The sequence below is a fragment of the Bacillus sp. EB01 genome, from assembly GCF_000613125.1.
Taxonomy (GTDB): Bacteria; Bacillota; Bacilli; order Bacillales; family Cytobacillaceae; genus Bacillus_D.
This window is the reverse complement of record NZ_HG964497.1, coordinates 1,839,284-1,851,144: the sequence shown is the minus strand read 5'-3', so window position 1 is coordinate 1,851,144 and position 11,861 is coordinate 1,839,284. Positions and strand designations below refer to the sequence as shown.

12 protein-coding genes and 1 pseudogene are annotated in these 11,861 nt (G+C 44.2%); 3 read left to right on the top strand and 10 right to left on the bottom strand.

The annotated features are described in order from the left end of the window. Positions 1 to 3: 3 nt before the first annotated feature. Both TY16_RS08240 and TY16_RS08235 read left to right on the top strand, forming a co-directional pair. The gene (locus tag TY16_RS08240) at positions 4 to 213 is read left to right on the top strand and encodes a hypothetical protein (RefSeq protein ID WP_043931376.1); all 210 of its coding nucleotides are present in this window, start codon (positions 4 to 6) and stop codon (positions 211 to 213) included. 17 nt (positions 214 to 230) lie between these two features. After that, complete coding sequence (locus tag TY16_RS08235) at positions 231 to 707, top strand: NUDIX domain-containing protein (protein ID WP_043931374.1); 477 nt, start codon at positions 231 to 233, stop codon at positions 705 to 707. Positions 708 to 746: 39 nt separating this feature from the next. Here the strand turns inward: TY16_RS08235 and TY16_RS08230 are convergent, their stop codons facing one another. Further along, positions 747 to 1,328 carry a uridine kinase family protein gene (locus TY16_RS08230; protein WP_043931373.1) on the bottom strand — a complete coding sequence of 194 codons (582 nt, stop codon included), beginning with the start codon at positions 1,326 to 1,328 and terminating at the stop codon, positions 747 to 749. Between the two features lie 205 nt (positions 1,329 to 1,533). On the opposite strand from TY16_RS08230, the gene TY16_RS08225 reads away from it, so the two are divergent. Then, positions 1,534 to 2,130 carry a LysE family translocator gene (locus TY16_RS08225; protein ID WP_043931372.1) on the top strand — a complete coding sequence of 199 codons (597 nt, stop codon included), beginning with the start codon at positions 1,534 to 1,536 and terminating at the stop codon, positions 2,128 to 2,130. A gap of 62 nt (positions 2,131 to 2,192) precedes the next feature. On the opposite strand, the gene pdaA is transcribed toward TY16_RS08225, so the two are convergent. From pdaA to TY16_RS08185, 9 genes and pseudogenes are all read right to left on the bottom strand, one after another. Further along, positions 2,193 to 2,978, bottom strand: coding sequence for a delta-lactam-biosynthetic de-N-acetylase (gene pdaA / locus TY16_RS08220; protein WP_043931371.1), 786 nt, complete (start codon positions 2,976 to 2,978; stop codon positions 2,193 to 2,195). Between the two features lie 214 nt (positions 2,979 to 3,192). Next, complete coding sequence (locus tag TY16_RS08215) at positions 3,193 to 4,746, bottom strand: fumarate hydratase (protein ID WP_043931369.1); 1,554 nt, start codon at positions 4,744 to 4,746, stop codon at positions 3,193 to 3,195. Between the two features lie 154 nt (positions 4,747 to 4,900). Continuing rightward, positions 4,901 to 5,719: pseudogene (locus TY16_RS08210) on the bottom strand (nuclease-related domain-containing protein); the annotation flags it as partial. A gap of 18 nt (positions 5,720 to 5,737) precedes the next feature. Further along, on the bottom strand, positions 5,738 to 5,878 hold the full coding sequence (locus TY16_RS26120) for a hypothetical protein (protein ID WP_155922192.1): 141 nt from the start codon (positions 5,876 to 5,878) through the stop codon (positions 5,738 to 5,740). Between the two features lie 686 nt (positions 5,879 to 6,564). Continuing rightward, a complete protein-coding gene (gene fni, locus TY16_RS08205) occupies positions 6,565 to 7,632 on the bottom strand; it encodes a type 2 isopentenyl-diphosphate Delta-isomerase (RefSeq protein ID WP_043931368.1) in 1,068 nt (355 codons plus the stop codon). Between the two features lie 106 nt (positions 7,633 to 7,738). Continuing rightward, on the bottom strand, positions 7,739 to 7,924 hold the full coding sequence (locus tag TY16_RS08200; protein ID WP_043931367.1) for an SE1561 family protein: 186 nt from the start codon (positions 7,922 to 7,924) through the stop codon (positions 7,739 to 7,741). Between the two features lie 62 nt (positions 7,925 to 7,986). Further along, entirely contained in the window at positions 7,987 to 9,660 is a 1,674-nt protein-coding gene (gene ggt / locus TY16_RS08195; RefSeq protein WP_231505584.1) for a gamma-glutamyltransferase, read from the bottom strand. A 273-nt stretch (positions 9,661 to 9,933) separates the two neighbouring features. Then, positions 9,934 to 10,791: a hypothetical protein gene (locus TY16_RS25145; RefSeq protein ID WP_052342651.1), complete on the bottom strand. Its 858-nt coding sequence runs from the start codon at positions 10,789 to 10,791 to the stop codon at positions 9,934 to 9,936. 271 nt (positions 10,792 to 11,062) lie between these two features. Further along, the gene (locus TY16_RS08185) at positions 11,063 to 11,857 is read right to left on the bottom strand and encodes a YfkD famly protein (protein WP_043931363.1); all 795 of its coding nucleotides are present in this window, start codon (positions 11,855 to 11,857) and stop codon (positions 11,063 to 11,065) included. Positions 11,858 to 11,861 lie beyond the last annotated feature (4 nt).

Here is an 11,861-nt window from a genome sequence, read left to right as displayed (position 1 = left end):
AGAATGCCTGTCATAGTTGCCAGCATATTTTCAGCGTTTATCGTTTATTATACGGCGTATTCAATTGTAAAGGTATTGGGTATCGCATATGGCAGGAAGGAAATTTCGCTGCGGAGGTATGTTACTGCCGGGCTACTTTCATTCATAATTGGGGTGGCGGTCTCGTCCCTTCTGCCTTTTGGGTATCAGAAGGTATTTGACTTAATCAGCTAAGGGGAGAGGATTATGGAATGACCTATCACATTCGCGTCAGAGCAGGAGCATTGATTTTAGAAAATGAGTCTATCCTTTTAGTTGAATTTAATGATGAAAAGGGGATTCATTACAATCTTCCGGCTGGCGGAGTCGAACCCGGTGAATCAGTAATCGAAGCGGTCCGGCGGGAAGCGAAGGAAGAAGCTTCAGTTGATGTGGAGGTTGGCCCAATGGCATTTGTGTATGAATATGTCCCACATCTTAATAGGAATAGATACGGAGAGGTGCACTCTTTGGGATTGGTGTTCGAATGCAGAATCCAAGAAGGCTCAATTGCGATGATGCCCGCCCATCCCGATCCAAATCAAACGGCAGTTAAATGGGTCAAACTTTCGGAATTAGGGGATATTGTTCTATATCCTAATATGAAAAAGCATATCCTTGCTTATTCTAAGGACAAGAAAAATCTTGAATTAATCGAGGAACATACCTTACCAATATACATAAAGTAAACAGAATTGCTAGGTGGCCATAAGGCCCCCTAGCTTTTCCTAACTTATTCCTAAGATTACCAGGTCGGCTCTTTCCGATGGGGTATGCTCTTCAACATATATATCCTCTGCAACCATCCAGTCGTTAACCCATCTGTCCCTGGCAGCTTCCCCATCCCGTTCAAGGCCGCGCTCAAGACGGATTTTTCTTGGACTGTCAACCCAAATAGTGTAATCATAAAAGCTAGCCAGTTCTCTCCGGGTGGAATAAACTCCTTCAACAATGACAATTCCTCCTATCGGAACTGCATGCCACTCTGCAAGGGTATCTTTCTCCCAATCATATCGCTGATAGTTCCCCTCCTGGTTTTTGGATAGTGGTTCGAGTACCTGCTTTAGAACCCTACCCCAATCAACATCAGCACCAATCGGCTTTGCTTTTGGGGGTAACTTGATGATTTGCGAAGACGGCAAATAAAAGTCATCCATATGAACGACTGTAACGTTAGGTTTTAATTCTTTTAACTTATTGGCAAGTGAGCTTTTTCCAGCACCGCCGCAGCCATCAACACCGATTAGTAATGTCGACTGCTTTCTCGGTATCGTCTCGATGGAGCCAACCAGTTGTCCGAATGTCCGCATAAAAGCACTCCTTTTCTAAAAAAAGACTGAACTTCCTTATTCGTTCTACTAATTTAATCATAATATTGACCCCACTGAATTAACCAGTATATCTTTTTAAAAGTTGGACTATTTGCGACGTTGGATGGAATTCGTCACGGAAATTGCTTTAAGAATACAGATTTTGTTAATGTTATCAGTAGGTTAATTTGAAAGGATTTTTTGTATGTTGCTTCTAAAGAGCATTTTGCTTGGTTTTTCAGTTTCGGCACCAGTTGGCCCAATTGGCTTGCTCTGCATACAGCGCACTCTGGCAAAGGGAAAAGCGGCGGGAATAAGCACAGGGTTGGGTGCGGTTACTGCAAATATGGTATATGCTAGCATCGCCGCGCTTGGCATATCTGCCGTCTCGGCATTTTTGCTTGATCAGCAGGCAGTGCTGCGTTTAGTCGGAACGGCCTTCCTGCTCTATCTTGGTATGAAGACCTTTTTTAAAAAGCCGGCTGGACAAGCAGCTAACCTCCCAGGAGAAACCCTTAAGAGTATGTATGCTTCGACATTTCTGCTGATGATCACAAACCCTGTCACGATCCTAAATTTCACTGCAATGTTTGCCGGACTTGGGATTGAGGAAAGCACAGGCTCTCAAGGTATTGCCCTTTCATTGATAACAGGAGTGGCAATTGGAACAGCTGCCTGGTGGGTATTTTTAAGTATAATGGTAAGTCTGTTTCGAAAGAGCATTACCCCGCATCTAGGATTAGTCAATAAGATTGCTGGTTTGCTGATTATCATCCTTGGTATTGCCTCGTTTTTAAATTAGCTTTTCCTCTTTAACCCATAGGAAAAGCCGGATTCCAGCACACATGGAACCCGGCTTTTTTGTTACTTCTTTGCCTTATCTTTCGCCAAGTGTTCAAGACTTTCAAACGAATAACCCTTGGCTTTCAAGTCCACAATTACTTTCTCGAGCGCGTCTGCATTATCCTTCGATACTGAATGTAGCAGGATGACCGCACCAGGATGAATTTGCCTCATGATGTTATCGTATGCATATTGCGCACCCCGCTGCTGATTAACGTTCCAATCAACGTATGCGAGTGACCAGAACACATGTGTATAGCCAGCTTCCTTGCTAGCAGCAATCGACCTGTCACTAAATGTTCCGCGCGGCGGGCGAACGTATTTCATCTTCTTTTTTCCAGTCAGTTCTTCATATGCTGCACGAACTTTCTCAAGCTCCTCTTTAATTTGAGCATCCGGAATTTTTGTGAAGTCCGGGTGTCCCCATGAGTGATTGCCGACAATATGCCCTTCTTTAACCATTCTTTCTATCCATTCCGGTGCGCTGTCAATATAATGGCCAGTTACAAAAAATGCCGCAGGAACTTTATGCTTTTTCAAAACATCAAGAACCTGGGTAGTATAGCCGTTTTCATAGCCATTGTCGAAGGTCAGGTAAATAACCTTTTTTTCGGGGCTGCCTTTGTAAAAAGCTCCGTTCTTTTCGAGGATGGTTTCATATTGCCAACCGGCATCTGCCGGAATTTCATTTTTACCCCGCTTAAAACCCCAGCCGAAAGATGCACTAGAGGTTTCCCCAAAGGCCATTCCCGGTATCAAGGCAAGCAGGAGGCAGATAGCAATTAAAAGCATGTACAATTTTTTCATAATACGGATTCCTCCAAACCCAATTTTTCTTAGTGTTTGAATTCATCCTCGTTTGTAGTGATGGCAATATATGCTCTTACCTGTAATTCCTGTAAAGTTTATGTCGAAATGACCTATGAAAATGTTTCACGTGTTACATTTCCCGGGGAATTTCATCAATTTTTTTCAAAAAGAAAAAGATGCGGATTCCTTAAGATTCCGCATCTCTGCCATTTTATTTAAATACCGGCTCCTTGAACTGTGCCAATTTTTCTAAAGAAGATTTATCAACATCAGCGTGGAGGCTGTTACCATGAGCATCCATGGTGACTACCGCTGTAAAGCCTTCAACCTTCAAGTGCCACATTGCTTCTGGAATACCGAATTGCATAAGGTCAACACCCTCAACAGACTTGATGCAATCTGCATAATACTGAGCAGCTCCTCCGATTGCGTTCAAGTAAACTCCACCGTGTTCCTGCAATGCTGCAAGAGTTTTCGGGCCCATTCCGCCTTTTCCAATGACTGCTCGGATGCCAAAGCGTTTCATGATGTCCCCTTGATAAGGTTCCTCGCGGATGCTGGTAGTCGGGCCAGCAGCTTTCACATGCCAGTTGCCTTCCGCGTCCTTCAGCATGACCGGACCGCAGTGGTAAATAACCTGCCCGTTCAAATCAACAGGAGAGTCATTTTCTGATAAGTATTTATGAATGGCGTCACGCCCGGTATACATCATTCCGTTGATTTGGACAACGTCGCCAACCTTCAAGCTGCGAATCTGCTCTTCTGTAATTGGCGCCTGGAGAGTGATAACGTTTGGTGCTTCAACAGCTGCTGCTGATTCCGCAGCAGCAAGCTCATGCTCCTTGCTGAAGTCGATTTTTTCGCCTTCCTGGTACATCCAGTCGACGATTTCACCTGTTTCTGGATGAACAGTAACGCCAAGGCGCCGGAATGCCCAACAGTTATAAGCGACAGAAACAAAGAAGCTCGCAGGAATCCGGTTCATGACGCCAATTTTACAGCCTAGAAGCGTTGTTTCGCCGCCAAAGCCCATTGTTCCGATTCCAAGTTTATTTGAATTTTCGACAACATATTCTTCAAGCTGGCGAAGCTCTTCAATTGGATTCACATCGTCATTGGAACGGAAAAGCTGTTCCTTCGCAAGGTCATAACCTGATGAGCGGTCACCGCCAATGCCGACTCCAATGAAACCAGCTGAACAGCCCTGTCCCTGTGCCTGATAGACGGAATGCATGATGCATTTGCGGATTCCGTCAAGATCGCGGCCAGCGCGGCCAAGTCCTTCCAATTCACACGGAAGGCTGTACTGGATATTTTTATTTTCACAACCGCCACCCTTTAAGATAAGGCGGACATCAATATAATCTTTTTCCCATTGTTCAAACTTAATAACAGGCGTGCCGCCACCAAGGTTGTCTCCACTGTTTTTGCCCGTTAAGGAATCAACCGAATTCGGACGCATTTTCCCATCCTTAGTTGCCAGTGCAAGCGCTTCGTGGATTGCAGCTTTTAACTGGATTTGGTTCACGCCAACCGGCGTCTTGATTTTAAAAGTAGGCAGACCTGTATCCTGGCAGATAGGTGATACCTGCTGGTCAGCCATATGAATATTGTTGGTGATTGTCGCGAGGCTCATTGCTGAACGGGTACCCGCGTTCTCTCTTTCGGCCGCACCCTGAATTGCCCTGCGGACATCCTTAGGCAAGTTCGTCGATGTTTCCACAATCAGCTTGTACATGCTTTCTTGAAACTTTTCTATGTTCACTTGTCTGCTCCCCCTTGTTCCTGAACCAGTCTAGTATGAATTTTGAAACAATTCCATCCTTGTTCATTATACTCCTGAATCGTGGGGGATTAAAGTATTATTGATTTTCTGTTGGCCAGGTGAAAAAGAAGCTGGAACGTTCCGGAATGAGGTGTTATTGATTGCTAAATAAGGAATCGGGAGCATGGTAGACTGTAGATTTTCCAATCCCGCTTGTATGGAGTTGGAGTGCTGACAAAAGCCTATAGGCTGTTTTTATTGAGGGAATGTGTGCGAACTCCGCGAACTCGGAGACTGAGATAAACGGTTTTATGAGGAGGAAGTATGCGTAGAGTGCCCCGATATGAGCATCTTTTGAAGTGGTGTTGCAAATAGGGCATTGCCAGTAACCATACTTTCTGACCATTGGCAGATGACGGCACTCTACACAAAGGACCCCTGTTGGTACATCTTTTTCCTTCAATTTATAGTTATCAAGAATGTTCGGAGTTAGCGGCACATGGCTTTTTCGGATCAGATGTCCTATTTCTGCGATTTCCTCACTTGTAGCCTTAGGCTGAGGGTGCTTGTATTCCAGTTCTTGGAGCTTCATCAATAGGTTAGGTGCGTGGCAAATTTTCTTCAGGGCTAGGGTAATCCCTCCTTGAATAGTGAGGATAGTTCTAGGGTTGCTAAACACAACAACATACTCAATTGGGATTGGCGGAACGTTATACGGTTGAAGCCATTTTTGGAGTTGTTGTTGATGGAGGAAAGCCTGTGAGAGAGGATTTTGCATGCCTTCACTTTGGTCATTATAAGTCCGGATCATCTGATTAAAACCATCAAATTTTACTTCACCGGCAATGTTCTTGACTCCAACTATGAAGTGAACATTTTTTGATAAAATCAGGGAATCAGTTTGAAAGAAATACTCACCAAGTGGAAGCCTGATGTCGTGAAGAGTGAAATACTTATTGCGATCCAATTGATTAGTATAATAGTCTGTCTCTCACTCTCCTTTATACCCGGCACTTCGTTTTGCAATGTCTGCTTCTATCGTGGATTTGCTTGGATGCAGGTCCGGCAGCCTAGGATACAGTGCCTCAAGTTTTAGCAGGTGAACAGGTTTGCTTCTTGCTTTTAAGTTCATTCACTTATCATCTCCTTTTTGAGGAAATTCTTCTAAATTGGCTTGGTTCCTCTTCGAAAATAAGAACATTTTCTGAACAGATTTGTGTTCTGGACAGGTTTTGAAAAATGCAGGACAGATTTTTCGAAACACAGGACATTTCCCGAAAAATACGGGACATTTCCCAAAAGATACAGGACACATTTTCAATTTTACAGGACAAACTCCATTCCACCCAATAAACTGAGTACATCCAACAGAGCAACCTTAAAAAAGTTAGTACCATTTTTCAGCTCCTTGGATTCAGGACACATTTTGAAATATGCAGGACAGATTTTTCGAAATACAGGACATTTCCCGAAAAATGCGGGACATTTCCCAGAAGATACAGGACACATTTTCAATTTTACAGACAAACTCCATTCCAACCCAATAAACTGAGTACATCCAACAGAGCAACCTTAAAAAAGATAGTACCATTTTTCAGCTCCTTGGATTCAGGACACATTTTGAAATATGCAGGACAGATTTTTCGAAACACAGGACATTTCCCGAAAAATACGGGACATTTCCCAAAAGATACAGGACACATTTTCAATTTTACAGGACAAACTCCATTCCACCCTGAAAAACCAGGTCTTCCTAACAGCACACCCCTCATTCTACGCAACAAAAAACCCCGCCAAATCTGGCGAGGCTGTTCACGTTTATTTCCTATTCGAATATCTCCGTATATCAATCCCTCTTGCATCGCACCATTCACGTACTTCTTTGGTGATCACGAGTGGACATTGTTTCAATTCAACCAGGTTTCGAGCGCCAAGCATCGTACAAATGGTTTTAACTTGGTCTTGCCATTGCTGCATTTCTTCAATTGTCCGCTCAATTCCTTCTTCCAGTACTATCCTAAGGACTGGACTCGCCACGCCAACCGCACTCGCTCCGAGCGACAAACATTTCACCGCATCAAGGGGATTTCGGATTCCTCCAGAGGCAAATACCATCATACGGTCCACAAAGTCCTGAGCTTCCAATAAGGAAACAGGCGTTGTTTGTCCCCAATTTTCGAGGTAGACGTACTCCTGTTTTTCTCTTCGTTTGTTTTCTATTCCAATAAAATTAGTTCCACCCCGTCCGCTGACGTCCACATACATGATACCCATCCCATGCAATAAATGAAGCGTTTCCCGGCTCATGCCAAACCCGACTTCTTTAACGATGACGGGTACGCCAACTCGGGAATTGATTTGTTCGATATTTTCTAGCCAGTTGGTAAAATCCCGTCCGCCTTCTGGCATAACAAGTTCCTGTGGAGCATTCAAATGAATCTGAAGCGCATTGGCATCGAGCATTTCAACGGCTTTCAGGGCCAGATCAAGCGTAACATCCGCCCCAACATTAGCAAAAATAATGCCTTTCGGGTTTACCTTGCGGACGATTTCATACGTTTCCGCCAATTGATCATTTTTTAAGCCCGCATGCTGGGAACCGACAGCCATTGCCATTCCAGTTGCTTTAGCTACTTCAGCAAGCGCCTGATTTATCGAGCCAGACCGTGAACTGCCACCAGTCATGGCATTAATGTAAAACGGTGTATGGAGCATAAAGTTTGGGAAAATAACCTTCAAGTCCACATCCTCAACGCCTATATGTGTAAGGGAATTATGAACAAAATACAGCTGGTCAAAATGCGATTCCCGAGGGGGTTCATCTGACAGGGCAAGCCTAATGTGTTCATCTTTTCTCTTTTCACGCTTTGCTTGTTCGTCTGTCATTTGCAACCCATCCCTTTTCCAAAAATTGACCTACTGGTAATTATTTTTTACCCATTAGCTTCTATTATGTCATAGTACTAAAGAAAAACCCCGCACATTGCGGGGCTTATATGTCGCGGTTATTAAATTCGCGTACTTTCAATTCGATTTCATCAATAATTTCAAGCAGGCGGTCGATGTCGTCAACATCGGTCTCTTCTGGTTCGATGGCATCCAGCAAATCCATGAACATGTTCAGCCTCTGCTTAAGGAAAATTACTTGTGTATCCTTATCAGTTATATCTTTGCCCAAGTGGTTCGCTCCTTTCGTCTCGTTATCATCCTACCGAAATGGGAACGGTTCGTCCAGTTGTATTATTCCACTTTGGGCAAAAAATCAATCGCGGCAGCGGAGCCTTCCCTGCTCGAATCGGCTGCTCCATACATCTCATCGTTTTCATGGTCTAACTGAATTGCCTGGACATTACCGATAACATGCGGTTCCTCTCCAAATTCGAAGTTCATCGATTCAAGTTTTCCTTTTGCGACCATATCGATCCCTTGCTCCCAGGAAATAAGCTGGCCAGGGGCACAAAATATTCGTGGTTCCTCAATGGCATCTTTAAGGCTCATTCCAAAATCAACAATGTTTACAATCGTCTGGAACACTGAAGCAATAATTGTCGGACCTCCAGGTGAACCTAGAGTTAATACTGGCTTACCGTCCTTAAACAGGATGGTCGGGGATTTGCAACTCACCGGCCGTTTTCCTGGTCCAGGTTCGTTGACTCCTCCTGGGAGCGGATCGAAGTCAGTCAGCTCATTGTTCAAGAAAAATCCATAACCAGGCACTAGGATGCCTGTCCCAAATGGATGCTCTACAGTGGAGGTACAAGCAACAATGTTACCGAAAACGTCGGCAACTGTAAAATGAGTTGTCTCGCTTTGCTCAGCGTCTGCTGGCTGCCTGACTACTGGTCGCCCTTCTTTTCCTTCAAATTTCCACGGGTTTCCGAAGTCAATATCTGGGTTACGAAATTCAAAGTTGATCTGGGCAAGCCGTTCGGCAAGGTATCGTTCATCGGAAAGCCCTTTTAATGGAATATCCGTGCTTCGAGGATCTCCCATATAGGCAACTTTATCAGAAAAGGCTAGCCGCATGATTTCTGCGAACAAGTAGTATTTTTCCCAGGATTTTAGACCATAAGATTTTAAATCAAAATTCTCTAGCAGGCTTAAGATATAAAGCAGGCTCGGCCCCCCTGCTGTGGGCGGGCTTGCTGATGCAATATCATACCCACGGTAGCTTCCCCGGACCGGCTCGTCCACGGTGTGCGTGTATTTTTTCAAATCATCAAGAGTCATGAACCCTCCATGGTCCCGAATAGTGTTCACAATTGCCTCAGCAATTTCACCTTCATAAAATGCTTCAACCCCTTCTTCCCCGATCAAGCGGAATGTTCTTGCAAGGTGGGGTTTCTTGAGGATATGTCCTTCCTCGAGGCCTTCTGAAAAATAAAGCTTCCTTGCCTCATTCCCAAGCCGGTAATTGAACTTGTCGAGCATATCCATATGGACCCAGTTCATCGGAATTCCTTCTTCGCAAGCCTTGGCGGCTGGTTCAACAAGTTCTGAAAGCTGCTTTGTTCCATATTCCTTTAGCGCAGCGTCCATTGCTTTTAATATTCCGGGTATTCCAACTGCTGTTGCATGTGTAGATCGTTTTTTGAACTCAATGATTTCTCCATTTTCATCGAGGAACATTTCAGGATGTGCAGCTGCGGGAGCTTCCGAATGTCCGTCAAATATCTTGGTTGTTCCAGTGTCTTTGTGGTAGACCATAAAGAATCCGGATCCTCCGACCCCTGTATTCGACGGTTCACCAACATTCAGGGCAAACTGGATGGCCACTGCTGCATCTATCGCATTCCCGCCATTTTTCAATATATCCGCGCCAATCTTGGTGGCAAGCGGATGGGCCGTAGCGACCATCCCATATTTTCCTTTTGCTGTTTCTCTTTCTGGTAAACATCTATTAGAACGTGGCAATATGACTACCCCTTTCAAAAAACACTTATAAAGAACTAGTACCCAGGGGTGTTTTTCTTGAAACTGGACGAGTTTGACAGGGCCCTGTATTGATGAAAATATTACCATCTGGCGAATGATTTTCAGCTCTTCAGACAGGATAATATTTGATTCATCCTGTGCGAAAAAATGCCCGGATAGATGATTAGAGTACCCTTTAAAGATTTCTCATTCAAACTTTCTTTTGCCATTAAAAAACCAGCGGATTATTTCCCGCTGGTTGTCTTCAATCAATTAATAGTTCTTCTTCTCATCTTCATCATGGTAGGGAGTCTCCTGGCCGCCAGTTGTGTGTGTGCCATCTTCGTTGTTATAGCCAAGACCGCCTGAACCATCAGAGTTCGCATTAGCATCGCCGCCGACTACATCCCCAACGGAACCGGAGGTGTTGCCCATTCCGTAGTCTGTAGTTGTGTCGCTATCTCCGTAGGAAGATCCGCTTGTTAAGTCCGAAGTTGTGCCAGTTTCAAAGCTTGAAGTAGGGCTTGTCCCAGTTAACGAGCCAGACGCTTCACCAAGGTATGTGCCAGTGGAGCCTGCCATCGCAGAAGTAGATGCGCTGTTCAATGTCGTATCTGAAGACGTTCCTCCAGTTCCGCTAGTCGGAACAGCACTCTTCAGCTCTGTCCCCGCCTCTGCTACTTTAGAGCCAATCGTTTTCACTTCACCTTTAACACCCATCACGGTGTTAATCGCATCCTTTGAAATATCTTTCACTTCGGAAACCTTGCCGAACAAATCGCCGTTCAGCCGATCATATAATGCTTGTGCATCCGAAATGGCTTCCTTCAGTACATTGGATGCTTGTTGAAATTGGGACATCATCTGATCCTTTACTTCTGTCGGATTGCTTTTCACTTCAGTAAACATGCTCTTAGAAGAATCCTTCAGGTTTGTAGCCGTTTCCTTAAGGCTAGAGCGAGTTGAAGAGTCTAGCAGTGTCAAAACTCCCCCGATAACACCACCGATGACAATCCCTTTCAGCAATTTGCTGTTCTTTTCATTTTCCGTATAGCTATAAGACTGGTTATAAGACTGATTCTGGTTCAGGTTCTGGTTCTGGTTTTGGTACTGATTTTCAAACTCGTTCATTGCAATTCCTCCTCAATCCTATTTAGTAAAGTTTGACCTGTTTGTGTATTTCCCGGATATGAGGAAAGCTAAACAACTTGTTTTTCGTACGATACTTTTTTCGCAAGGGTAATTATTCCTATTTTTCGACATAATTCTCACCTGGCATTAATATTGAACAGCAGTAAGGCACTGCAAAGTGTTGATCAAGAATGCAAATTACACTTCACCCTACTCCCTCTTTTCTCAGATTGAAATCAATAAAAAAACCCCGCTTCGTGGCGGGGGTTGTTTATCTTGGGCGTTCGCTCGATGCGAAACTGAAGGAAACGTAGTCCTGAATCGGGATCCAGGCTCCAATCCCCTGGGAAGTAACATTTTTAACGACAATCGATTTCTTGTTTCCTTTTAGGACAAGATATACTTCGCCATATGTTATCTTTCCTTTTTCGTTTATGGCTGGGGCATAGGCGTACAAGTAGCCAAGACGCTTTCTTGGAATGTTATAGATCTGGTCTTTTTTCGTTCCTAGACCGACTACAGTCTCAAACGCGAGAGGAAGCTTTGATTTACTGGAAGCCTTAATTAACATCATCTTCTTTACTTCGTCGGCGTTCGGTATTTTTGCTGTCAGGCCGCCCTTGATAACCTTCTGGGACTCCTGGACATAATGGATTTGGTACGGCTTTTCACCGCCGCGATTGTCAAAATAGTTCGTGTTAATTTTTTGGAATTCCCAATTTGGTGATGTTTCGGCTGATTCATAATTGAGTGGCCATTGGCCGAGATAAATAATTGCCTTGTAACCCAGTGCAAATGGCGTACTATTAATACTCGTTTCATTGAGCATCCGGATCAGGTTCGGATTTTCAATTTTAACTTTGGTCGTATCGATGAGCCGCTTGGCAAGCTCGCTTGGCTGAAGCAGTGGTTCATCCTGATTTGGATTCGGGTACGTATTTTCTTTTGTGATATTCATAGCGCCTTCTGGAATGATTGTTTTCGGCTGGCTTTTTTCAGCAGCAGCTGGCGAAATGAGTGATAGTGCAAAAGTAACTGTAAGAATGAGCGCACCTAATTTTTTCACAGAA

Excerpts from the sequence above, each read along its gene's own strand:
- TY16_RS08240 (WP_043931376.1), top strand. The coding sequence starts at position 4 with ATGCCTGTCATAGTTGCCAGCATATTTTCAGCGTTTATCGTTTATTAT.
- TY16_RS08235 (WP_043931374.1), top strand. The coding sequence starts at position 231 with ATGACCTATCACATTCGCGTCAGAGCAGGAGCATTGATTTTAGAAAAT.
- TY16_RS08230 (WP_043931373.1), bottom strand. The coding sequence starts at position 1,328 with ATGCGGACATTCGGACAACTGGTTGGCTCCATCGAGACGATACCGAGA.
- TY16_RS08225 (WP_043931372.1), top strand. The coding sequence starts at position 1,534 with ATGTTGCTTCTAAAGAGCATTTTGCTTGGTTTTTCAGTTTCGGCACCA.
- pdaA (WP_043931371.1), bottom strand. The coding sequence starts at position 2,978 with ATGAAAAAATTGTACATGCTTTTAATTGCTATCTGCCTCCTGCTTGCC.
- TY16_RS26120 (WP_155922192.1), bottom strand. The coding sequence starts at position 5,878 with ATGAACTTAAAAGCAAGAAGCAAACCTGTTCACCTGCTAAAACTTGAG.
- fni (WP_043931368.1), bottom strand. The coding sequence starts at position 7,632 with ATGACAGACGAACAAGCAAAGCGTGAAAAGAGAAAAGATGAACACATT.
- TY16_RS25145 (WP_052342651.1), bottom strand. The coding sequence starts at position 10,791 with ATGAACGAGTTTGAAAATCAGTACCAAAACCAGAACCAGAACCTGAAC.